This is a genomic window from Microbacterium oxydans (assembly GCF_006540085.1).
GTDB classification, from domain to species: Bacteria; Actinomycetota; Actinomycetes; order Actinomycetales; family Microbacteriaceae; genus Microbacterium; species Microbacterium oxydans.
Genome location: NZ_BJOG01000001.1, coordinates 955277 through 978441, shown reverse-complemented (window position 1 = coordinate 978441; position 23165 = coordinate 955277). Strand labels below are relative to the sequence as shown.

At 69.6% G+C, this 23165-nt stretch carries 28 protein-coding genes and 1 tRNA gene; 16 read left to right on the top strand and 13 right to left on the bottom strand.

What is annotated here, in order from left to right:
* Nucleotides 1–1239 carry a kynureninase gene (locus tag MOX01_RS04660; RefSeq protein WP_141368581.1) on the top strand — a complete coding sequence of 413 codons (1239 nt, stop codon included), beginning with the start codon at nucleotides 1–3 and terminating at the stop codon, nucleotides 1237–1239.
* Nucleotides 1229–2050 carry a PaaX family transcriptional regulator gene (locus MOX01_RS04655; protein WP_141368579.1) on the top strand — a complete coding sequence of 274 codons (822 nt, stop codon included), beginning with the start codon at nucleotides 1229–1231 and terminating at the stop codon, nucleotides 2048–2050. Before MOX01_RS04660 ends, MOX01_RS04655 begins: the two co-directional genes overlap by 11 nt.
* 5 nt (nucleotides 2051–2055) lie before the next feature.
* On the opposite strand, the gene MOX01_RS04650 is transcribed toward MOX01_RS04655, so the two are convergent.
* Nucleotides 2056–2541, bottom strand: a complete 486-nt coding sequence (locus MOX01_RS04650) for an FBP domain-containing protein (RefSeq protein ID WP_058630742.1) — start codon at nucleotides 2539–2541, stop codon at nucleotides 2056–2058.
* A 296-nt stretch (nucleotides 2542–2837) separates the two neighbouring features.
* Between MOX01_RS04650 and MOX01_RS04645 the strand changes: the two genes are divergently transcribed.
* On the top strand, nucleotides 2838–3185 hold the full coding sequence (locus MOX01_RS04645; protein WP_141368577.1) for a hypothetical protein: 348 nt from the start codon (nucleotides 2838–2840) through the stop codon (nucleotides 3183–3185).
* 46 nt (nucleotides 3186–3231) lie between these two features.
* Here the strand turns inward: MOX01_RS04645 and MOX01_RS19595 are convergent, their stop codons facing one another.
* On the bottom strand, nucleotides 3232–3543 hold the full coding sequence (locus MOX01_RS19595) for a four-helix bundle copper-binding protein (RefSeq protein WP_484992085.1): 312 nt from the start codon (nucleotides 3541–3543) through the stop codon (nucleotides 3232–3234).
* 279 nt (nucleotides 3544–3822) lie between these two features.
* Between MOX01_RS19595 and MOX01_RS04635 the strand changes: the two genes are divergently transcribed.
* Nucleotides 3823–4029 carry a CsbD family protein gene (locus MOX01_RS04635; RefSeq protein ID WP_046747714.1) on the top strand — a complete coding sequence of 69 codons (207 nt, stop codon included), beginning with the start codon at nucleotides 3823–3825 and terminating at the stop codon, nucleotides 4027–4029.
* A gap of 76 nt (nucleotides 4030–4105) precedes the next feature.
* Here the strand turns inward: MOX01_RS04635 and MOX01_RS19095 are convergent, their stop codons facing one another.
* Nucleotides 4106–4270, bottom strand: coding sequence for a hypothetical protein (locus tag MOX01_RS19095; protein ID WP_017201713.1), 165 nt, complete (start codon nucleotides 4268–4270; stop codon nucleotides 4106–4108).
* A 123-nt stretch (nucleotides 4271–4393) separates the two neighbouring features.
* Here MOX01_RS19095 and MOX01_RS04630 point away from each other — a divergent pair, with 123 nt between their 5' ends.
* From MOX01_RS04630 to MOX01_RS04600, 7 genes are all read left to right on the top strand, one after another.
* On the top strand, nucleotides 4394–4660 hold the full coding sequence (locus MOX01_RS04630; protein ID WP_061015430.1) for a DUF7218 family protein: 267 nt from the start codon (nucleotides 4394–4396) through the stop codon (nucleotides 4658–4660).
* An 8-nt stretch (nucleotides 4661–4668) separates the two neighbouring features.
* Nucleotides 4669–5784, top strand: a complete 1116-nt coding sequence (locus MOX01_RS04625; RefSeq protein WP_141368575.1) for a carboxylate-amine ligase — start codon at nucleotides 4669–4671, stop codon at nucleotides 5782–5784.
* Between the two features lie 43 nt (nucleotides 5785–5827).
* Complete coding sequence (locus tag MOX01_RS04620) at nucleotides 5828–7225, top strand: MFS transporter (protein ID WP_141368573.1); 1398 nt, start codon at nucleotides 5828–5830, stop codon at nucleotides 7223–7225.
* A 55-nt stretch (nucleotides 7226–7280) separates the two neighbouring features.
* On the top strand, nucleotides 7281–7973 hold the full coding sequence (locus MOX01_RS04615; protein WP_061015427.1) for a DUF899 domain-containing protein: 693 nt from the start codon (nucleotides 7281–7283) through the stop codon (nucleotides 7971–7973).
* Entirely contained in the window at nucleotides 7898–8788 is an 891-nt protein-coding gene (locus MOX01_RS04610; protein WP_082738390.1) for an endo alpha-1,4 polygalactosaminidase, read from the top strand. Before MOX01_RS04615 ends, MOX01_RS04610 begins: the two co-directional genes overlap by 76 nt.
* Before the next feature lie 133 nt (nucleotides 8789–8921).
* The gene (locus MOX01_RS04605) at nucleotides 8922–9989 is read left to right on the top strand and encodes an iron-containing redox enzyme family protein (RefSeq protein ID WP_058630681.1); all 1068 of its coding nucleotides are present in this window, start codon (nucleotides 8922–8924) and stop codon (nucleotides 9987–9989) included.
* Complete coding sequence (locus tag MOX01_RS04600) at nucleotides 9986–10192, top strand: CDGSH iron-sulfur domain-containing protein (protein WP_061015425.1); 207 nt, start codon at nucleotides 9986–9988, stop codon at nucleotides 10190–10192. Before MOX01_RS04605 ends, MOX01_RS04600 begins: the two co-directional genes overlap by 4 nt.
* Before the next feature lie 13 nt (nucleotides 10193–10205).
* Here the strand turns inward: MOX01_RS04600 and MOX01_RS04595 are convergent, their stop codons facing one another.
* On the bottom strand, nucleotides 10206–11081 hold the full coding sequence (locus MOX01_RS04595; RefSeq protein ID WP_141368571.1) for a heme o synthase: 876 nt from the start codon (nucleotides 11079–11081) through the stop codon (nucleotides 10206–10208).
* Between the two features lie 6 nt (nucleotides 11082–11087).
* Nucleotides 11088–11867 carry a YggS family pyridoxal phosphate-dependent enzyme gene (locus MOX01_RS04590; protein WP_141368569.1) on the bottom strand — a complete coding sequence of 260 codons (780 nt, stop codon included), beginning with the start codon at nucleotides 11865–11867 and terminating at the stop codon, nucleotides 11088–11090.
* 78 nt (nucleotides 11868–11945) lie between these two features.
* Here MOX01_RS04590 and gabT point away from each other — a divergent pair, with 78 nt between their 5' ends.
* Complete coding sequence (gene gabT / locus MOX01_RS04585; RefSeq protein ID WP_141368567.1) at nucleotides 11946–13283, top strand: 4-aminobutyrate--2-oxoglutarate transaminase; 1338 nt, start codon at nucleotides 11946–11948, stop codon at nucleotides 13281–13283.
* Between the two features lie 4 nt (nucleotides 13284–13287).
* Here gabT and MOX01_RS04580 read toward each other — a convergent pair whose 3' ends face one another.
* Complete coding sequence (locus tag MOX01_RS04580; RefSeq protein ID WP_211368706.1) at nucleotides 13288–13950, bottom strand: HAD-IA family hydrolase; 663 nt, start codon at nucleotides 13948–13950, stop codon at nucleotides 13288–13290.
* A gap of 69 nt (nucleotides 13951–14019) precedes the next feature.
* Between MOX01_RS04580 and MOX01_RS04575 the strand changes: the two genes are divergently transcribed.
* Complete coding sequence (locus MOX01_RS04575) at nucleotides 14020–15042, top strand: type I glyceraldehyde-3-phosphate dehydrogenase (protein WP_141368563.1); 1023 nt, start codon at nucleotides 14020–14022, stop codon at nucleotides 15040–15042.
* Complete coding sequence (locus tag MOX01_RS04570) at nucleotides 15039–15770, top strand: glutamine amidotransferase (protein ID WP_058630687.1); 732 nt, start codon at nucleotides 15039–15041, stop codon at nucleotides 15768–15770. Before MOX01_RS04575 ends, MOX01_RS04570 begins: the two co-directional genes overlap by 4 nt.
* A gap of 61 nt (nucleotides 15771–15831) precedes the next feature.
* Here the strand turns inward: MOX01_RS04570 and MOX01_RS04565 are convergent, their stop codons facing one another.
* On the bottom strand, nucleotides 15832–16377 hold the full coding sequence (locus MOX01_RS04565; protein ID WP_046747658.1) for a carboxymuconolactone decarboxylase family protein: 546 nt from the start codon (nucleotides 16375–16377) through the stop codon (nucleotides 15832–15834).
* Nucleotides 16378–16500: 123 nt separating this feature from the next.
* Between MOX01_RS04565 and MOX01_RS04560 the strand changes: the two genes are divergently transcribed.
* Nucleotides 16501–17352, top strand: coding sequence for an AraC family transcriptional regulator (locus tag MOX01_RS04560; RefSeq protein WP_046747657.1), 852 nt, complete (start codon nucleotides 16501–16503; stop codon nucleotides 17350–17352).
* Nucleotides 17353–17382: 30 nt separating this feature from the next.
* Here the strand turns inward: MOX01_RS04560 and MOX01_RS04555 are convergent.
* From MOX01_RS04555 to MOX01_RS04545, 3 genes are all read right to left on the bottom strand, one after another.
* Nucleotides 17383–17453, bottom strand: a tRNA-Cys gene (locus tag MOX01_RS04555).
* Nucleotides 17454–17466: 13 nt separating this feature from the next.
* Entirely contained in the window at nucleotides 17467–18717 is a 1251-nt protein-coding gene (locus MOX01_RS04550) for an aminotransferase class I/II-fold pyridoxal phosphate-dependent enzyme (RefSeq protein WP_230977803.1), read from the bottom strand.
* Complete coding sequence (locus MOX01_RS04545; RefSeq protein ID WP_113681058.1) at nucleotides 18714–20075, bottom strand: aminotransferase class I/II-fold pyridoxal phosphate-dependent enzyme; 1362 nt, start codon at nucleotides 20073–20075, stop codon at nucleotides 18714–18716. The genes MOX01_RS04550 and MOX01_RS04545 overlap by 4 nt, the downstream gene beginning before the upstream one ends.
* A 99-nt stretch (nucleotides 20076–20174) precedes the next feature.
* Here MOX01_RS04545 and MOX01_RS04540 point away from each other — a divergent pair, with 99 nt between their 5' ends.
* A complete protein-coding gene (locus tag MOX01_RS04540; protein ID WP_141368561.1) occupies nucleotides 20175–20960 on the top strand; it encodes a DNA/RNA non-specific endonuclease in 786 nt (261 codons plus the stop codon).
* A gap of 15 nt (nucleotides 20961–20975) precedes the next feature.
* On the opposite strand, the gene MOX01_RS04535 is transcribed toward MOX01_RS04540, so the two are convergent.
* The 3 genes from MOX01_RS04535 to MOX01_RS04525 all read right to left on the bottom strand — a co-directional run bounded on the left by MOX01_RS04535 (nucleotide 20976) and on the right by MOX01_RS04525 (nucleotide 23165).
* Entirely contained in the window at nucleotides 20976–22064 is a 1089-nt protein-coding gene (locus MOX01_RS04535) for an alkene reductase (protein WP_230977802.1), read from the bottom strand.
* Between the two features lie 63 nt (nucleotides 22065–22127).
* Complete coding sequence (locus MOX01_RS04530) at nucleotides 22128–22643, bottom strand: MarR family winged helix-turn-helix transcriptional regulator (RefSeq protein WP_141368557.1); 516 nt, start codon at nucleotides 22641–22643, stop codon at nucleotides 22128–22130.
* Nucleotides 22644–22709: 66 nt separating this feature from the next.
* Complete coding sequence (locus tag MOX01_RS04525; protein ID WP_046747651.1) at nucleotides 22710–23165, bottom strand: MarR family winged helix-turn-helix transcriptional regulator; 456 nt, start codon at nucleotides 23163–23165, stop codon at nucleotides 22710–22712.

Below are 23165 nucleotides of genomic sequence, written 5' to 3'. Positions count from 1 at the left end.
ATGACCACGACTCCCGACGCCTCCCTGCTCGAGCACGCTCGCGCCCTCGATGGGAACGACCCGCTGCGCGCTCACCTCGACGCCTTCTCCGAGGCACCGGGCGTCGACGCGTATCTCGACGGCAACTCGCTCGGGCGCCCGCTGCGCGACATGCCGGAGAAGCTCGCGGCCTTCGTACGCGACGACTGGGGCACGCGGTTGATCCGGTCCTGGGACGAGCAGTGGATGGCGCTGCCGATGGAGCTGGGGGACCGCATCGGACACGTCGCGCTGGGCGCCGCGGCCGGCCAGACCGTGGTGGCCGACTCGACGAGCGTGCTGATCTACAAGCTCATGCGTGCCGCCGCTGCCGCCGACCCCGCGCGCACCGAGCTCGTGATCGAGGCGGGCAACTTCCCCACCGACCGCTTCCTCGCCGAAGGCGTCGCGGCGGAGACCGGGATGACGCTGCGCTGGATCGAGCCCGACCCCGTGCACGGGGTGTCGGTCGCCGATGTCGAGGCCGTCCTCTCCGAGCGCACCGCCCTGGTGTCGCTGAGCCACGTCGACTACCGCTCCGGGGCTCTGGCCGACATGCCGGGCATCACCGCGGCTGCGCACGGCGTCGGCGCCCTGATGATGTGGGACCTGTGCCACTCGGCCGGCGTGATCCCGATGCAGCTCGACGAGTGGGGTGTCGACATGGCCGTGGGCTGCACCTACAAGTACCTGAACGGCGGGCCGGGCTCGCCCGCCTTCGCTTACCTGCGCCGCGGTCTCCAGGGCGTGCTGCGTCAGCCGATCCAGGGATGGTGGAGCGCGGCGGACATCTTCGCGATGGGACCGGAGTACGTGCCTTCCGGCGACATCCGCCAGCTGCTCAGCGGCACCCCTCCCGTCATCTCGATGCTGGCCATGCAGGGAATGCTCGACCTCATCGAGCAGTCCACGATCGCGGGCGTCCGGGCCAAGTCGCAGTCGTTGACGGATCTCGCGGTCCGCGCCTACGACGAGGTGCTCGCTCCTCTCGGCGTCCGCCTGCTCAGCCCTCGCGACGCCGAGCAGCGGGGTGGCCACGTGACGATCGGTCACCCGGACTTCCGCGAGGTCACGCGGCGGCTGTGGTCCGACGGCATCATCCCCGACTTCCGGTTCCCGGACGGCATCCGCCTGGGTCTCTCCCCCCTGAGCACCTCGCACGTCGAGACCGTCACCGGTGTGCTCGCCGTACGCGATGCGCTGGAGTCCGGTGACCTCTGACATCGCTCCCGCCCCCGTGCTCGACGACATCGACGCACGCCCCGGCAGCATCGCCTCGTTGCTGCGGACCTTCATCGGCGTCTTCCTCCGTCCGCTCGGCGGGTGGATCTCCGCTGCCGACCTGGTCGCGTTCGCCGGTGACCTCGGCATCGACGCTGCCGCGGCGCGCACGGGTATCGCACGCCTGAAGCAGAAGGGGCTGCTGCTCGGCGCACGGGAGGGGCAGATCGGCTACCGGCTCAACCCGGCGGCGATCCCGATGCTGGAGCGCGGCGACAGGCGCATCTTCGAGATGCAGGAGATGACCGACGCCGACCCCTGGTGCCTGGTGTCGTTCTCGATCCCGGAGAGCGCCAGGAGCGTGCGCCACCAGCTGCGGCGAAGACTGCAGTGGATCGGAGCGGGCATCGTGTCCCCCGCCCTGTGGATCTGCCCCGGCCACCTTCAGGCCGAGGTGGAGCAGATCCTCGACGACCTCGACGCGCGTCGGTGGGCGACGCTGTTCCCCGCATCGGCTCCGCTGCCCGCCGGCACCCTGGTCGACGCGGCAGCGCAGTGGTGGGATCTGGAGGCGCTGCGCGAGGAGCACCTCGCCTTCCAGAACTCCCTCACGACGCTGCCCCGCGAGCCGTTCGCCGCGTACGTGCAGCTGATCGACCGCTGGCGGGTGCTGCCATACACCGACCCGGGGCTTCCCCCGTCGATGCTGCCGCCCGGCTGGCCCGGTCGTCGCAGCTTCGACGAGTTCGCGCGTCGGTCGGCGGAGCTGGCGGCACCCGCCTGGGCGCACGTGCGATCGAGGGCGTCCTAGCCCGTTCAGCCCGCCACTGCGGCGAGGAAGCCCGCGACGTGCTCCTGCAGCCGGAGGATGCGCAGGTCGCGGGCGAACTCGCGGTCGAACCCCTGATAGGCCAGCGGCGGCAGGATCCGCACGTTGCGGTTGCAGCCGAACTCGGCACAGGTGAGCACGCCGACGGTGTCGCCCTTGCGCCCGGCGGGTCCCGCCTTCCGGGCCACGTACAGCTGCACATCATTGCGGAGCGTCACGTCTTCGCACCAGGAGCACTGCGCCCTGGCGATCACACGCTGCTCAGCGCGCTGCAGGAAGACGCCGACGGGTGCGTCGTCGATCCAGGTGACGACGTAGGCACGGCGGGGCATCTTCGGGTCGGCCCAGCCGAGGAAGTCGAGACGGTCGAAGTCGATCTCGGCGAAACCGGGCGGCAGGGTCAGGTCGGACACCTCTTTGCGGGAGGCGTTGAGGAAGGAGGCGCGGATTGCGCGCTCGTCGATGGGACGCATGAGGGTGAGTGCTTTCAGAGAGGTCGCCGCGAAGGCGAATCGACAGGAGGAAGGCCCGGCAGTGACCACCGGGTACGACACGGCACCGGGGACGGGGATTCCGCCTCCGGTGGGTCCTCAGCCTCTGTCTGCGGCGCGGAAGGCGCCTGCAGCTCCGCTCTGCGCCGCGAGGGCGCTCATTGACGACAGCACCCGGCGAGCTTACACCCGTTTGTTTCCGTCCGTGTCGGCTCCTCTGGGCGTCGCAGGACGACCGACCTAGTCTTTCCGGAACGACGAACGAGAAGGAGTCCCTCGTGTCCACGCCGCTGAACCGCCTTTCGCCCCTCCCGGTGCGCGAGCGTGCAGCGTGCATGTGCAGTCACGGCGGCCGGTGCTCGTCCTTCGCCCCCGGCCACGCCCTGCACCTCATCCAGGCGCGGATCGCCTCGGCGACGCCGTCCGAATGGATCGATGCGCTGGTCGAGCAGGCCGACGCCGTCTTCGGCGACCTCGTCGTGCGCACGCTCGACGGCGAAACGCACACGCTGTGGAACGGGGCAGGTGCGGCACTCGAAGCTGCCGCGGGAACCCCGGTCGCGTTGCACCAGCGCTATGGAGTGCTGGCCGTCGGCGGCACGCAGTTCAACGTCGCGACCGTCTGATCACTCGCACCCACCTGCGACAGCGTCACCGCCGGACCGGCTCGTCTCAGGCGCTCGCCATCAGCATGTCCTTCATGGCGGAGCAGGCGTCCATGCACGCCTCGCACGCCTGAGCACACATCCGGCACACCTCGCTGTCGTCCGCGTGCCGAGCGCAGGCATCCATGCACGCCTTGCACATCGCGATGCAGGCGTTCAGCATCGCCATCATCGAGGCAGGGGTCATCCCCTGCATCCGCATCATCGACCGCATCATGGTGTTGCACATGTCGGCGCAGTTCATGCAGGCCGGTGCGCAGTCCATCAGCTGCGTCGAGCACACCGTGCAGGCCTGCTCGCAGGCGGCGCACGCATCCATGCACGCCTGCATGACCGCCATGTCCATCATCTGCATGTCGGGCATCGACTCCATGTTCTTCGACATGGCGCCCATCATCATCGAGTCCATCGCACACCGCTTCCTGGTCGAGTCCGCGGGCAGGACCACCCGCCTGGCGCCAGGCTAGTCCTTCGACGCCCGTGCGTCGATGGCGTCGGAACATTGTCATGTGCGCGGCGGATTGTCAATCCCGTGGCCGCTTCCCTCGGGACATGAGAGCCTCGGAGTCAATCGATCCGACGAGGAGAGGAGCACCACATGAGTGCTGCAGACGACATCAAGAACGCCGCCGAGAAGGCCGCCGGAAAGGTCAAGGAAGGCGTCGGAAAGCTCACCGACAACGAGAAGCTCGAAGCGGAGGGCAAGGCCGACCAGGTCAAGGCCTCCGCGAAGCAGGCCGGGGAGAACGTGAAGGACGCCGCCCAGAAGACGGGCGAGAACGTCCGGGACGCGTTCGAGAAGTAACAGGCCCCGGACACCGAAGAGGTGAGGTCCGCCGATGGGCGGGCCTCACCTCGATGGGGTCAGACCTACTGCGTTGTCAGACCTTGCGGCTGCCGCTGATCGCTCGGATCAACCAGGCGATCACCGCGATCGCGAGGAGGACGAGTCCGACCCACAGGAGGAACTGGAGCGACTGCACCAGTCCTCCGGTGATCGCGAGGATCACGGCGACGACGATGACGATGATCAGGAGGATGTTCATCGGTCTTTCCCTTCTTTCGGCAGGCGCGGACGCCCGACTGTGGTGCCTTCACGCTATCCGCGGAGGGACTTCTGTCAGAGGGGGTTGACTTCGGCCCCCCGAGTGCGCGAAGGAGGAGATTTCATGCCAGGACGACGCAACAACTCGCTGAAGGATCCCGAGCTGTATGAGGAGCTCAGGGACGACGGCGCCTCGAAGGAGAAGGCGGCGCGCATCTCGAACGCCGCGGCGAGGGAAGGTCGCAGCGCGGTCGGCCGACGCGGCGGGGAGCACGGCGACTACGAGGACTGGACGGTCAAGGAGCTGCGCGCGCGGGCGAAGGAGCTCGGTCTGACCGGTTACAGCGGCAAGCGGAAGTCCGAGCTGATCTCCGCGCTCAGGAATCACTGAGGACGGGGATGCCCCGCTTCGGCATCGAGGAGGAATTCCTCTTCCTCGATGAGCACTCGCTGGCGCCCGTGAGTCTCGCCGCCGGCACACGCGAGCGCATCACCCGCCTCAGCACGGGAGGCGAGGTCACGCAGGAGTACCTGACCTCGCAGATCGAGTGCCTCACCGAACCTGTATCGACGGCTGAGGCCGCCACGGAGCAGCTGTCGCACCTGCGCGGACTCATCGGGTGGCACGCCGGCGACCAGCACGCCATCGCCGCCGGCACCGGCACACCGTTCGCCACGACGCGCTCCTCAGCGGTGTCGCCCTCACCGCACTACGACAAGGTCGCCGCGCACCTCGGACACCTCACGCGCGACCACGAGGTCAACGGTCTCCACGTGCACGTCGAGGTCACCGACGACGAGGAGAGGGTGCGTGCGCTCGACCGCGTGCGCGGGTGGCTCCCCGTGCTGCTGGCCCTCACCGGCAACAGCCCGTTCGTGCACGGCGGCGACTCCGGCTTCGCCAGCTGGCGCAGCATCCTGATCCGTCGGCTGCCCTCGTCGTGGACGCCCCCGCACTTCCGCGACTACGACGCCTACCGCGCGGATGTGCAGCGACTCATCGACGTGGGTGCCATCGCCGATGCGGCCTCGCTGTCGTGGTCGGCGCGGTTGTCGGAGCGGTATCCGACGGTCGAGCTCAGGGTCTTCGACGCGCAGCTCTCCGCCCAGGACGCGGTGTTCGCAGCGCTCCTCTCCCGCGCGATCGTGCTCACCGACGATCTGCCGCACGCGGACATCGGCGTGGACGGCATCGACGCCTCGATGTGGACGGCCGCGCGGCACGGCATGGCCGCCCGCTTGCTCGATCCGGCGACCGGGAAGGCGGAGGACGCGTGGCTGCTTGCCGACCGGCTGCTGGCAGCGATCGCTCCCGCGCTCCGCGAGCTCGACGACGAGGACAGGGTCCGCGACGGGATCGCCCGGCTGCGTGCGTCCGGCACGGGCGCTGATCGCCAACGCCGGGCCGCCGCGGATGGCGGGCCGTCGAAGCTCGCCGAGCTCCTGCGCGCAGGGACGCCGCCACCGCTCCCGGCGGATCCCCCTGGACTCACGGTCTCCACGCCCACACCATGAGGCGCCCGGCCCCGACGTCGGCCACCGGGAGTAGTGTCGGCCTGTGGCCACCTTCGCCCCGCTCCAAAGACTCGTCATCTCGATCGCGGTGCTCGCGTCGTTCGTGACCTTCCTCGACGGCACGGTCGTGAACGTCGCACTCCCGGCGATCAGTCGCGAGCTCGGCGGCGGCATCACCACCCAGCAGTGGGTCGTCGACGCCTACCTGATCACGTTGAGCGCCCTGATCCTGCTGGCCGGATCGGTGTCCGACGCCTATGGCCGGGTGCTCGTCATGCGCATCGGACTCATCGCCTTCGGGATCGCCTCGATCGCCGTGGCGGCGGCTGTCGATCCGCTCATGCTGATCGTCGCCCGCGCCGCGCAGGGCGCCGCCGGTGCCCTGCTCGTACCGAGCTCGCTCGCCCTCATCACGGCCACCATGCGGGCCGACGTGCAATCGCGCGCCATCGGCGTCTGGACGGCCTTCACCACGGGGGCGCAGCTGGTCGGTCCGCTGCTCGGGGGACTGTTCGTCGACTACCTCTCGTGGCGCTTCGTGTTCCTCATCAACGTCATCCCGATCGGGATCACCCTGCTGCTCCTCGCCCGGTTGCATCTGCCGGAGCACCCCCGCGGCGTCAAGGTCGACTGGTGGAGCGGGGCCCTGTGCGCGATCGGGCTCGGGGCCGTCGTCTTCGCACTCATCGAGCAGCCCAACATGGGGTGGCAGTCGCCCGCGATCTGGATCCCCGCGATCGCCGGCGCCGCATTGTTCGGACTGTTCCTGTGGCGGCAGCAGCACTCCGCCTCGCCGCTCATGCCGCTCTGGCTGTTCCGGGTGCGCGACTTCGGGTGGGGCAACTTCGCGACGCTCTTCGTCTACGCAGCACTGTCGCTCAACGGCTTCGTGGTCGGGGTCTACCTGCAGCAGGGCGCAGGACTCAGCGCCACCGCCGCGGGCCTGGCGAGTCTGCCGATGACGATCCTGATGATCCTGATCAGCTCGCGTGCCGGTCAGTGGGCCGGCAGGTGGGGACCCCGCATCTTCATGACGGTCGGCCCGTTGCTGATGGCCGTCGGCGCGCTGATGCTGCTCCTCGTGTCCGCAGACTTCGACTACTGGTGGCAGGTTCTGCCGGCGATGATCGTGATGGGTCTCGGCCTCTCGCTCACGGTCGCACCGCTCACGGCCGCGATCCTCGGTGCCATCGACGAGAACCATTCGGGCATCGCCTCGGCCGTCAACAACGCGGTATCTCGTGTGGCCGGGCTGCTCGTCGTCGCGATGCTGTCGACCATCGTCGGCGGCACTCTCGACCTCGACGGGTTCCACAGCGCCGCCTGGGTCACGGCCACCCTGCTCGTGATCGGCGGCGTGGTGTCGTGGATCGGCATCCGCCGCAATCCGAGCGAGGCGCTCCCCGCCGACACCGCATCGACGGGACCGCTCCCGCATTGACCGTGTCCCCGGCCGCGCGCAGACTGGACGCATCGCTCAGCATCCGGAGGTCACCGTGAGCACAGCACAGCCCCTTCCCCCTGTCGTCGACGCCGAGACCTGGCGCCGTGAGCTCGACGAGTTGCGCGTGCGCGAGAAGGCCGCGACCAGGGAGCTCGACGCGATCGCCGCGCAACGACGACGCCTGCCCATGGTCGAGCTGCCCGACTACACGCTGGTCGGCGCCGAGGGTCCGGTACGCCTGGCCGATATCTTCGACGGACGATCCCAGCTGATCGTCTACAACCACATGTGGTCGGACGGCAGCGAATGGCAGTGTCCCGGCTGCACCGGCTTCACCTCGCAGTTCACGCGGCTCGACGTGCTCGAGCGCTACTACGACGCGCGCTTCGTGATCGTGACGAACGGTCCGATCGAGGAAGCCCTGGCCTACCGCGAACGCGTGGGCAACCGCATGCAGTGGTACTCGAGCGCCGACAGCACGTTCGGGGCCGATGTGGACGCCCCGCCGAACGCGGGGTTCGGCGTAAACGTGTTCCTGCGCGACGGCGACACCGTGTACCGCACCTGGCACACCGACGGCCGCGGCACGGAGCGGCTGAGCTACCTGCAGGGTCTTGTCGATCTGCTCCCCTACGGTCGACAGGAGCAATGGCAGGACGTTCCGGAGGGATGGCCCCAGCATCCGACCTATGCGCAGGGCATGGGGTCGAAGGAGATCGCGGAGCTGTACGGAGCGGCACGCTGAATCGGCTGCTCCGGAGTGCCTGGCCAGCGGCCGGCGTCGCCCTCCTCCTCGCTCTCGGCGGGTGCGCGGCGCCCGCGGACCCGCCGTCCTCCGTCGCCCTTCCTCCCTCCGGCGCCACGCCGGACTATCAGCTCGGCGGGGCCTACGATCCGCCCTCCGGCGTCGGCGTGGTCGGGCGCGACCGCACCGCGGAGCCCGCGGCCGGTGTGTACTCGGTCTGCTACGTCAACGGATTCCAGACACAACCGGGAGAACTCGACACCTGGCCCGATGATCTGCTGCTGCAGCGCGACGGACATGTCGTCTTCGACCCGGACTGGCCCGACGAGGCGCTGCTCGACACGTCAACCGCGCAGCGCCGGGAGCAGATCGCCGACACCGTGATCCCCTGGATCGAGCACTGCGCGGATGACGGGTTCGATGCCGTCGAGTTCGACAACCTCGACTCGTACTCGCGGTCGAAGGGAGCCCTCTCGCTCGATGACAACCTCGCGCTGGCCGCACTCCTCGTCGAGGCGGCGCACGATGTGGGGCTGGCAGCGGGACAGAAGAACGCCGCCGAGGATGCCCCCGCGCTGCAGGAGCACGCCGGCTTCGACTTCGCGGTGACCGAGGAGTGCGCGGCGTACGAGGAGTGCGCGGCGTACACCGATGTCTACGGCGAGCGCGTGATCGACATCGAGTACACCGATGAGCTTCCGCGGCCCTTCGCCGAGATGTGCGCGGACGACGCCTCGCCGGCATCGATGGTGCTGCGGGACCGCGACCTCGTCACCCCCGACGACGACGGCTACGCATTCGAGTCCTGCCGGTAGCCGGCTCCGTGCATCCGCGCGGGCTTCCATGCCTGCCCCGCTTGCCCGGTCGATGCGCGCTCGTCAAGTCCCTGGCCCGATCTCATCCGAGCCCGCAGGATACGAGGGTCCGCATCGATCAGGAGCACGACACATGACCTCTTCCGCCACGGCGACCGCACCGTCACCCGCACCGGCATCCGCACCGAGACTCCCCTTCCCCGACCGCGGCCCGGTGAGCCGCGCCGTCATCTCGCATCTCACCGGAGTCGATCGTCACGCCGACCACGCCGCTCTCGCCGAAGAAGCCGCAGCGGCCTGCGCTGACGTCTCCCGTGACGACGACATCCAGCTCGCCCTCTTCGTGCTCTACGCATCCGCCTACGGATCACTGTCGGCACTCGATCCCGAGCTCGAGTGGGACCCGGCGCTCCTCGCGACCCGCCGCACGCTCGAGTCGGCGTTCGAGCGGGAACTGCGCGCGAGAATCCCGATGCCGGAGCTGCCGGAGCCGACCGTGGACGCCGTCGGGCGGGCGCTCTTCGCACTCGCCGAAGCGGACACCGGCCCGAGCCTCTCTCGTTACTTCGTGAAGAAGGCCACGAAGTCCCAGGCGCGGGAGATGCTCATCCAGCGCTCGGCGTACACGCTCCGCGAGGCGGACCCGCACTCCTGGGCGATTCCCCGACTCGACGGACGGGCCAAGGCGGCTCTGGTCGAGATCCAGTCCGACGAGTACGGCGGCGGCCGACCGCACCGCGTGCACGCCGCCCTCTTCGCGCGCGCCATGCGCGCAGCCGGCCTGGATGACACCTACGGCGCGTACGTCGACGATCTCCCCGCCGTCACCCTCGCGTCGCTCAACATGATGTCGATGTTCGGACTCAACCGTCGGCTCGTCGGATCGATCGTCGGTCATCTGGCCGCCTACGAGATGACCTCGTCCATCCCCTGCCGCCTGTATGCCGACGGTCTGCGCCGCCTGGACTTCCCCACCGACGTCACGGCGTACTTCGACGAGCACGTCGAGGCCGACGCCGTGCATGAGCAGATCGCCGCCCGAGACCTCGCAGGCAGCCTCGCCGAGGACCACCCGGAGCTGCTGCCAGACATCATGTTCGGTGCAGCCGCCTGCTTGACGGTGGACGGATGGGGAGGCGCACACATCCTGGAGGCCTGGTCGGCGGATTCCTCGTCGCTGCGCACGAGGGCGTCATCATGAGCGCGGACCACGAACCGGCGACGATCACTCCGTACCCGGACGGTCCGCTGCTCGTCCGCGGTGCCGTCGAGCTGCACGCCGCCGACGGCACGCCGATCCCCTCCCACCGCCGCACCGTCGCGCTGTGCCGCTGCGGACTGTCGGCCCTCAAGCCCTTCTGCGACGGCACACACAAGCCCGCAGGCTTCCGCACCGAGGACTGAAGGGGCCGCGCACTCAGGGCGTCAGCAGAGGATCGACGCCCACCGCGAGGAACAGTGCGGCGAGGTAGACGATCGACGCGCGGAAGACGAGCATCGGGCGCAGCTCGCCACCCCGCCGAGCCCGTGACCGCATCAGCGACGCGGACACCACGAACCCCGCGCCCGCCCCCAGAGCCACCGTCCAGTACAGCAGGCTCACCTCCGCGACGAAGGGCAGGATGAGCGAGCACACGACCGTCACCACCGCGAAGCCGATCACCCTGATGGCGACGAACGACGGCGGGCGCGTGGCACCGAGCATGGGGACGCCGGCCCGGCGGTAGTCGTCTCGGTAACGGATCGAGAGCGGCCAGTAGTGCGCAGGCGTCCAGAAGAACACCACCAGGAACAGGATCACCGCCGGCCATTCGAGAGCGCCGCGCACCGCGGTCCAGCCGACGAGCACGGGCATGCACCCAGCGACCCCGCCCCAGACGATGTTCTGCTCGGTGCGACGCTTCAGCAGCAGGGTGTAGAAGACCACGTACAGCACGAGGCCGGCGGTGGACAACGCGGCGGGCAGGGGGCCGACGAAGGTGAGCATCCACCCCACCGAGGAGATTCCGAGCACGGTCGCGAAGATCAGACCGGCGCGCGCGGACACGACGCCCGTGACCAGGGGGCGCCGGGCCGTGCGCTCCATGACCGCATCGCTCTCGCGCTCGAAGTACATGTTGAACGCCCCGGCGGAACCGGCACTCAGTGCCCCGCCCACGAGCACCGCGCCCAGGAGAGCGATGTCGGGCCGTCCGGCGGCGGCGAACACCATGACGGGGATCGTGGTGACGAGGAGGAGTTCCAGGATGCGGGGTTTGGTCAGTTCGAGGTAGGCGCGAACGGTCCGCAGCACGTGTCGTCAGCCTTCCGGCCAGTAGTGACTGTCTGGTAGCGCGCGGGCACCGAAGATCGCCTGTCCGACGCGCACGCACGTGGCGCCCTCCTCGACGGCGATCTCGTAGTCCCCGGACATCCCCATCGACAGCTCGCCCGCCCCGATGAGGTCGGGCGCGTCTTCTCTGGCCTGGTCCCGCAGCGTGCGCAGCAGCGAGAAGCACTCGCGCACCCTGGCGTCGTCCGGGGTGAGGATGGCGAGGGTCATCAGTCCCCGCACGCGGAGCGTCCCATAGGAGGGCAGTGCCTCCAGGAACGCGGGAAGCTCCTCCGGTGGCATCCCGAACTTGGAATCCTCGGCCGAGGTGTTCACCTGCACGAAGACGTCGAGGCTGCGGCCGGTGGCCTGCAGACGTCGGTCGAGCGCCTCGGCCACCCGCAACCGATCGAGAGCCTGGAACTCGGTGGCGAACGCGGCCACATCTCTGGCCTTGTTGGTCTGCAGGTGCCCGATGATCGACCACGACACATCGAGGTCGGCGGTCTCCCCGTTCTTGCGCACCGCCTCCTGCACCTTGTTCCCGCCCAGCAGCCGCATGCCCGAGCGGATCGCGACGCGGACGCGCTCGATCGGGACCGTCTTGCTCACCGGGAGCATGGTCACCTCACGCGGATCGCGCCCCGCCCGCCGCGCTGCCTCGGCTATGCGCGATTCGACGCTCGCGAGGTTATGCCGGAAGTCGTCGACGGTGACCGCCGTGGGGTAGCGCTCGTCGGCGCCGATCGGTGCATCCAACTTTGACATAGGCCAAACACTAACATAGTCTTAGGCCGTTTCGTCGGCGATGTCCGCCGCTCACCACTGCTCACCGAAGGAGCCCCCATGTCTGCGCCCCGCGTGCTTCCCGATCACTCCTCCGCCCCGTTGCTGCTGACCGATGTGCCGGGACCGCGCAGTCGAGCCCTCCACGAGCGACGCAGGCAGACCGTCGCCCGGGGAGTCGGCAGCGTGCTGCCGGTGTACATCGCGCACGCGGACGGCCCCTGGGTCACCGACGTGGACGGCAATCGCCTCCTCGACCTCGGCAGCGGCATCGGCGTCACCACGATCGGACACGGGAATCCCGCCGCCGTCGCGGCCGCCGCCGCGCAGCTCGAGCAGGTGACGCACACGCTCTTCACCGTCACGCCCTACGAGGGGTACGTCAGGCTGGCCGAGCGCCTCTCCGAGAAGACCCCCGGCGATCACGAGAAGCGCTCGGTGTTCGTGAACTCGGGCGCGGAGGCCGTCGAGAACGCGGTCAAGATCGCTCGCAGGCACACCGGCAGGCGCGCGGTCGCCGCCCTCGACCATGGCTTCCACGGACGCACCAACCTCACTCTCGCCATGAACCACAAGGCCGCATACGGCACCGGATTCGGCCCCTTCTCGTCCGACATCCACCGCGTACCCAACTCCTACCCGTACCGGGACGGCCTCTCCGGGGAGCAGGCGGCGGAGCGCACGATCGCCCACCTCGAGCAGCGCATCGGCACCTCCGACCTGGCCGCCGTCATCGCAGAGCCGATCCAGGGCGAGGGCGGGTTCGTGGTCCCCGCCGACGGCTATCTGCCCGCACTGCAGGACTGGTGCACGCGCAACGGTGTGGTGTTCATCGCGGACGAGATCCAGACCGGGCTCGGACGCACGGGGACGTGGTTCGCGAGCGAGCACTTCGACGTCGTCCCCGACCTCGTCCTCACGGCCAAGGGCATCGCGGCAGGACTCCCACTCGCTGGCGTCACCGGACGCGCCGACATCATGGACGCCCCCGACCCCGGCAGCCTCGGCGGAACCTTCGGCGGCAACCCCGTCTCCATCGCCGCGGCCCTGGCCGTGTTCGATGAGCTCGAGCACGGCCCCTTCTTCGCGGAAGCCCTACGCATCGGAGGCAGCCTCCGGCAGCACCTCACCACGCTCGCCTCGCGCCACCCCTTGATCGGAGATGTGCGCGGGATCGGCGCCATGTACGCCTTCGAACTCACCGATCCCGCCACCTCGCACCCCGCCGCGGGAGCCGCCTCCGCGATCGCGGCCTACGCGGCCCAGCACGGCATCCTGCTGCTGACGGCCGGCAGCGACGCGAACGTCATCCGATTCCTGCCGACTCTCACGACCACCGACGATCAGATCGAGGTCGCGGTGGACGTGATCGACCGAGCACTGGCGACACTCGCCTGACGACTCAGCCGGGTGCACCCGTCGCGTCGATGACGAGTGCGCCCTCCCGCCAGCGCACACGGTGAAGGTCGGGCACGACCAGGTCGGGGTCGCCTCCCGACGACGCCGCTCCGACCCCGACGACGAACCCGGCACCCGCCGCGCGCGCCGAGCGGATCCCCGGCACGGAGTCCTCGAACACGATGCAGTCCTCAGCGCGGCGCGCCAGCAGGTAGGCGCCGAGAAGATAGGGGTCGGGTTCCGGCTTCCCCCGGGGAACGTCTTCCGCCGCGACCAACGCCGGTGGAAGCGCGATACCGGAGCTGCGCAGCCGCGCCAGAGCCACGGCGCGGTTGCTGCTCGTCACCACCGCCCAGCGGTCGCGCGGAAGCGCACCCGCCAGCCGCGACGATCCTCCGACCTCCCGGGTGTGCACGGCCGCCTCGACCTCCAGCGCGACCAGTTCCGCCGTGGCCTCTTCCGCGGCCTCCCGCCCCACCAGGCCGGCCACGACCTCGCTCGGCCGCATGCCGTGCGGCGCATCGCGCAGGAAGTCGAAGGAGGGAGCATGCCGGCGGGCCCAGGCATCCCAGGCGGGCGCTGCGGCCAGGACCGAGTCCACGAGGACGCCATCGCAGTCGAACAGCAGTCCGGCCGGTCCGAACTCCCAGTAATCCCCGCTGCGCACGTGTGATAATTTTGGCATAGGCCAAAGCTAGCACCGGCACGGGGGGACCGCGCCGCGGAGGGGACACCAATGCCTAAGAGAATCGCCATCAACGGACTGGGCCGAATCGGCCGCAATCAGCTCCGACTTCTGCTCGCGCGTCGATCGGAGCTCGACCTCGTCGCCGTGAACGACCCGCGGGGGCCACGCGCCATCGCGGATCTCCTGCGCAGCGACGGCAGCAGTGGGCCGTCGACGCGCGGCGTGCGGTACGACGACGACCACCTCTTCCTCAACGGACACGCGGTCCGCATGCTCTCCGAGCGCGATCCGTTGCGGCTGCCCTGGCGTGAGCTCGGAGTCGACATCGTCATCGAGGCGACGGCGTCCGTTGCCGGGGCCGACGACGCACGCACGCACCTGACGGCCGGCGCGAAGAAGGTGATCACGACGGTTCCGACTCCGGACGACGACGGCACCATCATGCTCGGCGTCAACGAGCACACCTACGACCCGGCCCGACACCACGTCATCTCCAGCGCGTCCTGCACGACCAACTGCCTGGCCCCGGTCGCCAAGGTCTTCCACGAGGCGTTCGGCATCGACTCCGGACTGATGACGACCATCCGTGCCGAGTCATCCGACCTCCAGGTGCAGGACGCCCACCACGCGGACCCGCGGTCCGCGATGGGGAAGGAGGCGAAGGGCGGAAAGATCACGCCGCTCAGTGGAGGAGCCGCGTCCGCGATCGGTCGCGTCCTGCCCGAGCTCGACGACGGCCGACTCGACAGCTACACCCTGCAGGTGCCGGCCATCAGCGGTTCGATCACGCATCTCACGGTCACGGCGTCCCGACCGGTCACCGCCGATGAGGTCAGGACCGCCTACGAGACGGCCGCGGAGGGCCCGCTCAAGGGGATCCTGCGCTGCGCCGACGATGAGATCGCGGTCGCCGGCACCGTGATCGATCCGCATTCCTCGATCCTCGACGCCGGTCTGATCCGCGTGATCGGCTCGCAGGTGAAGATCTCCGCCTGGTACGACGACGAGTGGGGATACTCGCACCGTCTCACCGAGCTGACCGAGTACGTCGCAGAAAGGCTGTCCGCATGACGATTCCCGAGCCGCGCGAGCGCACGGCGCTCGCGTTCCGCCACGTGCACTTCGAAGACCTCGGCATCCTCGGGCCTCTCCTGCGCGAACGCGGCTTTCGTGTGGAGTACGTCGACCTCGGCACCGAGGCCATCGACATCGAACGCGTGGACGACGCCGATCTCATGATCGTGCTGGGCGGCCCGATCGGCGTGCACGACGCCGATGGGTATCCGCTCCTGCACGCCTCGAAGGAGGCCGTCGCCCATCGGCTCCGCTCCGGCAGGCCGCTGCTGGGGGTATGCCTCGGAGCACAGCTGATCGCCGACGCGCTGGGGGCGCAGGTGCACGCGACCGGTCAGGTCGAGATCGGCTACGCACCGCTCGATCTGACCGAGGACGGCCTCGATTCACCGCTGCGCGCACTCGACGGCATGCCCGTGCTGCACTGGCACGGAGACGCGTTCACGATCCCGGCCGGATCTCGCCGGCTGGCGTCCACCCCCGGGTTCCCGAACCAGGCGTTCAGCACGGGCACCGTGCTCGCCCTGCAGTTCCACCTCGAGGCCGACCACCGCGCGATCGGGAGCTGGCTGATCGGCCACGCGCACGAGCTGCATCACAACGGCATCGACCCGCGCATCATCCGCGAGGACGCCAGAGCCTACGGACCGGAACTCGAGAGGGCAGCCCGTTCCGCCATCGCGACATGGTTGGATTCCGTCGAACTGCCCGCTCCCACCGCCTGACCGCGACGACGACGAAGGGGCCGGGTCCCTGCGGACCCGGCCCCTTCGTCTGCGACAGCGCTCAGCTCGCGCGACGAAGAGCCACGCTCGGGAAGTCGATCGGGACGTCGAGAGCGATGTTCACGTAGTTCGTGAACAGGTTCAGCGCGACCTGGGCGATCGTCTCGACGATCTGCTCGTCGGTCCACCCCTGCGCGCGCACCGCGTCGACATCCGCCGACGACACCTGACCGCGCTCCTCCACCAGCTTGAGCGCGAACGCGAGCAGCGCCGCCGTGCGCGGGTCGTCGGACTCGCCGCTCTGCGCGGCGGTGAGGGCCTCACGGCTGAGGCCCGCCTTCTTGCCGAGGGCGGTGTGCGCGGCGAGGCAGTACTGGCAGGAGTTCCGGTCGGCGACGGCCACGGCGATCTGCTCGCCGATGGCCGGACCGAGCGAGCCGCCGCCGAAGGCGCCGAACGCCCCCCACATGCTGGTGAGAGCCGCGGGAGAGTTGGCGACGGCGCGGAACATCGCGGGTACGGCCCCGAAGGCGCCGGCGATCTGATCGAGCTGTTCCTTGACGTTTCCGGTGGCGTTGTCGCGGTCGATGAGAGGGACGTTGGGCACGGGATGCTCCTTCGGTTGTCGAGTCGGCCCGGATCCGAGCCGACTCCAGTCTTTCGACAACGACTGGACGATGCGCACCATAACGTCTTGCTTTCATGACATATCGTCCTGGATACTGGGAGCGTGTCCGATATCGATCGCCTCTCTCCCCTCCTCGAGCGGTTCCGCGTGCGCACGCGGCTGTTCCACAACGGGCCGCTGTGCGGCACGACGGTGTTCCCGGCGAGCGGCGGACACGGTTTCCTGCACGTGCTGCGACGAGGCGAGATGGAGGTGACGCATCGTCGGGCCGACGGCAGCAGCGAGCGCGCGCTCATCTCACGGCCGAGCCTGCTGTTCTTCCCGCGGCCGGTCGACCACTCGTTCCTGAACGCGCCGACCGAGGAGTCCGACTTCGCCTGCGCGACTCTCGATTTCGACGGCGGCGCGACCCACCCGCTGGTCCGCACACTGCCATCGTCGATCGTGCTGCCCCTCGATGAGGTCGAGACTCTCGGCCCCGCACTCGACCTGATGTTCTCTGAGGTCGACAATGTGCGGTGCGGACGCCCGCTGGTGGCGGACCGCATGTTCGAGGTCGTGCTCATCCAGCTGCTTCGATGGATGCTCGATCACGCAGAGCAGCTCGACCTCGCACCGGGGCTCATCCCCGGCCTCGCCGACGAGCGGCTCGCCCCCGCGCTCGTCGCCATGCACGAGGAACCGGGGGAAGCGTGGAGCCTGGAGTCCCTCGCCCGCACGGCGAACATGTCGCGCAGCGCGTTCGCCGCGCGATTCAAGGAGGTGCTCGGACGCTCGCCCGGCGACTACCTCACCGAGTGGCGGCTCACGATCGCACAGGAGCAGCTGCGTGGCGGCATGTCGGTGAGCGCGGTCGCGGCGCAGCTCGGCTACGCGAGCTCCTCCGCCTTTTCTCGGGTCTTCGCCCAGCGCATCGGACACTCGCCGAGGACGTGGCTGACGCTGGCCGCCTGAGGGTGTGCGTTCCGGCGCCGGGCCGTTGAGAGGTGGAGGCAGGAATCGAACCTGCGTGCACGGTCTTGCGGACCGCGACCTGGCCACTCGGTCACTCCACCGGGTCGGACGAGCTCAGCGCTGAGGCGGTGAGTACCCGTCCAGGAAGGCACCGAGACGGCGGAGTGCATCGGTGAGCACATCGGCCTCCGGGAGGAAGGCGATGCGGAGGTGATCGGGAGTCTGCAGATTGAAGGCCCGCCCATGCACGAGGAGGATCCGCTCGGCGTCGAGGAAGTCCAGCACCAGCCGCTCGTCGTCGACGATGCCGTGCACCTCCGGGTCGAGTCGAGGGAACAGGTACAGTCCCCCGCCCGCCACCTGCACGTCCAACCCGGCAATCCCGCCGAGTGCGTCGAGTGCGGCATCCCGCTGCCGGGTGAGCCGTCCGTCCTGCGCGACCAGCTCGTCGAGCGAGGCATCATGGGTCAGCGCCGCGGTGATCGCGTGCTGCGCCGGAACGGAGGCGCACATGCGCATCGAGGCGAGCAGACGCACCCCGGAGAGGAAGGGATCGTCGGAGTGGAATCCGGTCGCGGTCATCCACGCGGCGCGATACCCCGCGACCCGGTGCGTCTTCGAGAGTCCCGCGAAGGTGACGCAGGGCACGTCAGGAGCGACCTGTGCAGTTGAGACGTGCTCGTACCCCGGGTAGACGACGCGGTCGTAGATCTCGTCGGAGAGCAGCAGCAGGCCATGCCGCCGCGCGAGCTCGGCGATCTGCTCGAGAACCTGTCGCCCGTACACCGCGCCGGTCGGGTTGTTCGGGTTGATCACGACGATGGCCGCAGTCCGAGGACCGATCGACGCCTCCATCGCCGCGAGGTCCGGCGCCCACCCCTCGGCTTCGATGCACGGGTAGTGCACCGCCCGCCCACCGGCCAGCACCGTCGATGCCGTCCACAGCGGGTAGTCGGGACTCGGGATCAGCACCTCGTCGCCGGGCTCGAGCAACGCCTGCAGCGTGAGGCCCACGAGTTCCGAGACACCGTTGCCGACGGTGATGTCATCGATGGCAAGCGCGGGGAAGCCCGGGCGGAGGGCATAGTGCGCGCTGATCGCCTCGCGCGTCTCCGGAAGCCCCGCGGACTCGGAGTAGCCGTGCGCATGGGGCAGGGCTGAGCGGAGCGCCTCGACGATGGCCGGAGGAGCATCGAACCCGAACGGTGCCGGGTTGCCGATGTTGAGACGGAGGATGGACTCCCCGCGCTTCTCCAGCTCGGCCGCCCGGTCGGCGACCGGGCCACGCAGGTCGTACAGCACACCTTCCAGGCGCGAAGAGCGGCCGATGCGCGATTCGGCGCCCCGACGCCGGCCGGCCATCATGCGTCCGCTCCGGACGAGTGCGACCCGCCGGCCACAGCCACGAGATCGTCCACGAGTCGCTGAGCCTCGGCATCATCGAGGGCGTGCACGGTCAGACGGAGATGCGTGGAGCCCTGCGCGCTCTCGGTGTCCAGGGCGAACTCGGAGCCGGGCCGCACGAGCCACCCGCGCGACGCGAGACGTCGACCGACCTTGGTCGCATCGTCGCGGACATCGACCCACACGTTGAGGCCACTGTCCGCCTGCGCCTGGACTCCGCGCGCATCGAGCTTCGACACGAAGGCCTCGTTCCGTCCGGCATAGTGCTCGCCCGCTGCGACGATCGACCGCTGCACCTCGTCATCGCGCAGCATCGCTGCCGCAAGCCGCTGCATCACATGACTCACCCACATCGTTCCGGGGCTGAGCCGCAACGCGAGACGTCGCGCGGTCACCGGATCGGATGCCGTGACCGCCAGGCGCATGTCCGGCCCCAGGAACTTCGACACCGAACGCACCAGCGCCCACCGCTGCTGCGTCGGCGCGATGATGCTGGCGTAGGGCGTGGGGTCGAGCAGCGAGAAGTGGTCGTCTTCGATGACCAGGACATGAGGATGGTCGGCGAGGACTTCGCGCAGCGCGAGAGCCCTGGTCGCGCTGGTGCCGACGCCCGTGGGGTTGTGCGCGCGAGGGGTGCAGACGATCGCGCGCGCACCGCTCTCGAGTGCAGCCCTCAGGCCCGCGACGGTCATGCCCTCGCGATCGACCGGGATGGCGACCGGCACATATCCGGCGAGCCGCGCCGTGTGGATGCTGGAGAGGAAGCACGGATCCTCGAGGCCGACCCGGTCGCCCTGCACGAGCGTCTGCGCGAGGAGACGCTCGACGGCGTCCACCGCTCCTGCGGTGATCGACAGCCGGAACGGACGCGGGTGATCGGCGGCGATCCAGTCGGTCGCCCATTCGGCCAGGTCGGGGTCTATCACCGATTCGCCGTAGAGCACGTGCCCCGGGGTGACCGTGGCGAACGCGGCCGCGAGGTCGGGAAGACGCGCGGCATCGGGGTTGCCGCTGCCGATGTCGCGCAGCACCGAGCCCGGGGTGAACCCCTCGTCATGATTCTCCGCCGGCCCGAGCACGGTGGTCCCGGTGCGACCGCCCGTGGCGGCGATGCGCGCGGTGACCAGCGATCGATAGGCGGCCAGCACCGTGTTCCGGTTCACGCCGAGGCGGGCCGCGAGGGAACGCACGGGCGGCAGCTGATCGCCCGGAGCATAGGCCCCGCGCTCGACGAGGTCGCGCACGCTCTCGGAGATCTCCGCAGCGGTCGAGCCCACGATCGCCTCCGAGACTTCTTCACGATCGGGTGCCTGAGCCATGCTTCGACCGTAGGGGATCGTTTGACCTATGTCAAAACTCGACCCGTTGTTTTCGAGATCGAACGGGTGCGCGTCGGAGGCCCGGTGCACGATGGGACCATGAGCGACGGCTACGACGCGGAGTTCCTCGGGACGCCCCTCCCCCTCCCGCGCCCTGCGCACGACGTGCGCACACTCCCTTACCCCCGGTTCACGGTGCTGCTCGACCCTGAGCGGCGCCTGGCAGCGGTCACGGCCGTGAACATCGACGGCGCCACGTTGCAGAGCCTCCCCCGCACCGGCGACTGGCGGCTGGACGAACGCCTGCGGCCCGACGAGCAGACCGGGCCCGAGGTGTACGCCCGCAACGATCTCGACCGCGGACACCTCGTGCGCCGACGCGATCCGGGCTGGGGACCGCCTGCCACCGCCCGCGCGGCCAGCGAAGCGACCTTCTTCTACCCGAACGCGGCTCCGCAGGCGGCCGGGTTCAACCAGTCCAAGGAGCTCTGGCTCGGCCTGGAGGATCACGTGCTCGCCTATGCGGAGAGCACCGACCAGCGGGTGTCGGTGTTCACCGCGCCGGTGCTCGAGGACAGCGACCCTCCCTACCGCGGCATCCGAGTGCCGCTCCGGTTCTGGAAGGTGGCGGCCTGGCGAGGACCGGATGGGCTCGCCGCAGCCGGCTTCGTCCTCGATCAGTCCGACCTGGTCGACACCCGCGAGGAGCAGAAAGCCGTCCCGCCGCTCGGCGGCTTCCGCACGTTCCAGGTGCCGATCATCGACATCGCCGCCCTCACCGGCGTCGACCTCGGCGCACTGACCGAGGCCGACGTGCTCGCGCGACCGGGCGCCCGTGAGACGGGATGGCTGCCCCTCGACACGGCGAAGGACATCGTGCTCTGAGGCGAGCGCGCCGCCTCAGACTCCGGCGCGGACCGACTCCAGCGACGGGTAGTCGGTGTACCCCTCGGCCGTGCGACCGTAGAACAGCTCGGGGCGCGGAGGGTTGAGCTCGGCCCCCTGGGTCCAGCGCTCCACCAGGTCGGGGTTGGCGATCACGGGACGGCCGGCGGCGACGGCATCCGCCCACCCGTCGTCCACGAGGCTCTCGGCGGCATCCCTGGTCGTGTCGATCCCGAAGCCGGTGTTGACGATCAGCGGCGCACCGGCCGTGCGGCGGATGTGCTGCACGAGCTCGCCGGCGGGGTCTACGTGGAGCACGTCGACGAACGCGAGACCGAGAGGTGCGAGCCCTTCGGCGACCGCGGTGTAGGTCGCGTGGACGTCTGCGGCGTCCTCTTCCAGCACACCCTGGATGTTGTGCTGCGGCGAAAGGCGGATGCCGGTGCGATCGGCTCCGATCGCCGCAGCGACGGCCTCCGTGACCTCGATCGCGAAGCGTGCCCGGTTCGCGGTTGATCCGCCGTAGCCGTCGTCACGCGTGTTCGACACCGGAGACAGGAACTCGTGCACGAGGTACCCGTTCGCACCGTGCACCTCGACGCCGTCGAAGCCCGCGGCGATCGCGTTGCGCGCCGCCTGGGCGAACTGCTCGACGACGACGGGGATCTCCTCGAGGGTGAGCGCATGCGCGACCGGGAGATCGGCCTTGCCCTGCGGCGTGCGCGTCTGTCCGGGGGCGGCGAGCGCGCTCGGGGCCACGACGCGCGCCTCGCCCGAGATCGCGGGGTGCCCCACGCGTCCCCCGTGCATGAGCTGCATGACGATGGTTCCGCCCTCGTCGTGCACGGCGTCGGCGATCTGCTTCCATCCGTCGATCTGCGCCGGGGTGACGATGCCGGGCTGACCAGGGTACGACTTGCCCTCCGCAGCCGGCCAGGTGCCTTCGGAGATGATCAGGCCCTGCCCCGCACGCTGGCGGTAGTACTCCGCCATGGTCTCGGTCGGCACACCCTCGTCGTCTGCGCGGGTGCGCGTGAGGGGCGCCATCACGACGCGGTTGGAAAGCTGCAGGGCGCCGAAGACGGCGGGTTCGTAGAGAGTCACAGTGGGAGACAAGGCACGGGCGGAGCGCTGTATTCCCTCCGGCATCTCACCTCGCCGGCCGTCTCACCTCGCCGCCGGCGCCTCTCCGCCCCCGAGCCCGGCGAGCAGGTCGGCGAAGTGGTCGAGGTCGGCCGCGGTCCAGTTGCGCAGCCGCTCTCCGATGCGTCCTTCATACTGCGAGCGGGCGAGGGCCACGCGCTCCTGGGCGAGATCGGTCGCGACGAGGACGCGAGCCCTGCGGTCGTCCGGGTCCGGCACGCTCTCGACGAGTCCCAGCTGTTCGAGCTGGCGCACCTGACGACTCACCGCGGACTTGTCGGTCTGCAGGCGCTCGATGATCGCACCAGCCGAGGTCGCCTTGCCCGTCGCGATGGAGGTGAGGACCTGATATCCCAGGGGCTGCAGATCGGGGTGGACGGTCGCCGCCGCCTCGCGCCAGCCGATGCGGATCCGCGCGAACAGACGGCCCAGCTCCTGCTCGACCCTGGTGACGGCCTGATCGAGATCTTCGTCGCCGAGCCGATCCGTCGTCGAGGCGGATGCAGGGCGATCGGCAGGGGCGTCGGGAGAGGCGCTCATGCTCGCCAGTGTACGGCGAAGCCCCGCTGTCGATCGTGACAGCGGGGCCTCGGCTCAGACTTCGTCTCAGACTTCGGCGAGCAACCGGAAGGCCTTGGACGCCGCCCGGATCTCCTCGGGAGTCAACTCGTCGATCACGGCCTGAAGGCGGGTGCCGTACTCGCGGCGGACCTCGGCCAGCGCGGTGCATGCCACGGGGGTCGCGCTCAGCACCCGGAGGCGCCCATCCCGCTCATCAGGGCGGGACTCGAGCAGCCCGAGCTCCTCCAGCATCCGCACCTGCCGGCTGATGACCGACTTGTCCATCTCGAACCGCTCCGCGATCTCGTGCGCATTCGCGGTTCCCGCCCGGTCGATGAAGGTGAGCAGCTTGTAGCCGGCCACCTGCAACTCCGGGTGGACCCGGGCCGCGGACTCCCTCCACAGCGACCGGGTCCTCGCGAAGATGAGGTTCAGATGCGCCTGGAGGTCACCGAGCGCACTGTCGACGTCCGCCGACTCCACCGCTCCGGGGGCGAGCAT

Excerpts from the sequence above, each read along its gene's own strand:
- MOX01_RS19095 (WP_017201713.1), bottom strand. The coding sequence starts at position 4,270 with ATGAACATCCTCCTGATCATCGTCATCGTCGTCGCCGTGATCCTCGCG.
- gabT (WP_141368567.1), top strand. The coding sequence starts at position 11,946 with ATGTCTGCGCCCCGCGTGCTTCCCGATCACTCCTCCGCCCCGTTGCTG.
- MOX01_RS04600 (WP_061015425.1), top strand. The coding sequence starts at position 9,986 with ATGAGCGCGGACCACGAACCGGCGACGATCACTCCGTACCCGGACGGT.
- MOX01_RS04650 (WP_058630742.1), bottom strand. The coding sequence starts at position 2,541 with ATGCGTCCCATCGACGAGCGCGCAATCCGCGCCTCCTTCCTCAACGCC.
- MOX01_RS04660 (WP_141368581.1), top strand. The coding sequence starts at position 1 with ATGACCACGACTCCCGACGCCTCCCTGCTCGAGCACGCTCGCGCCCTC.
- MOX01_RS04570 (WP_058630687.1), top strand. The coding sequence starts at position 15,039 with ATGACGATTCCCGAGCCGCGCGAGCGCACGGCGCTCGCGTTCCGCCAC.
- MOX01_RS04605 (WP_058630681.1), top strand. The coding sequence starts at position 8,922 with ATGACCTCTTCCGCCACGGCGACCGCACCGTCACCCGCACCGGCATCC.
- MOX01_RS04540 (WP_141368561.1), top strand. The coding sequence starts at position 20,175 with ATGAGCGACGGCTACGACGCGGAGTTCCTCGGGACGCCCCTCCCCCTC.
- MOX01_RS04625 (WP_141368575.1), top strand. The coding sequence starts at position 4,669 with ATGCCCCGCTTCGGCATCGAGGAGGAATTCCTCTTCCTCGATGAGCAC.
- MOX01_RS04525 (WP_046747651.1), bottom strand. The coding sequence starts at position 23,165 with ATGCTCGCCCCCGGAGCGGTGGAGTCGGCGGACGTCGACAGTGCGCTC.
- MOX01_RS04590 (WP_141368569.1), bottom strand. The coding sequence starts at position 11,867 with ATGTCAAAGTTGGATGCACCGATCGGCGCCGACGAGCGCTACCCCACG.
- MOX01_RS04575 (WP_141368563.1), top strand. The coding sequence starts at position 14,020 with ATGCCTAAGAGAATCGCCATCAACGGACTGGGCCGAATCGGCCGCAAT.
- MOX01_RS04545 (WP_113681058.1), bottom strand. The coding sequence starts at position 20,075 with ATGGCTCAGGCACCCGATCGTGAAGAAGTCTCGGAGGCGATCGTGGGC.
- MOX01_RS04610 (WP_082738390.1), top strand. The coding sequence starts at position 7,898 with ATGGCCCCAGCATCCGACCTATGCGCAGGGCATGGGGTCGAAGGAGAT.
- MOX01_RS19595 (WP_484992085.1), bottom strand. The coding sequence starts at position 3,543 with ATGGATGCGTGCGCCGCCTGCGAGCAGGCCTGCACGGTGTGCTCGACG.
- MOX01_RS04530 (WP_141368557.1), bottom strand. The coding sequence starts at position 22,643 with ATGAGCGCCTCTCCCGACGCCCCTGCCGATCGCCCTGCATCCGCCTCG.
- MOX01_RS04635 (WP_046747714.1), top strand. The coding sequence starts at position 3,823 with ATGAGTGCTGCAGACGACATCAAGAACGCCGCCGAGAAGGCCGCCGGA.
- MOX01_RS04630 (WP_061015430.1), top strand. The coding sequence starts at position 4,394 with ATGCCAGGACGACGCAACAACTCGCTGAAGGATCCCGAGCTGTATGAG.
- MOX01_RS04550 (WP_230977803.1), bottom strand. The coding sequence starts at position 18,717 with ATGATGGCCGGCCGGCGTCGGGGCGCCGAATCGCGCATCGGCCGCTCT.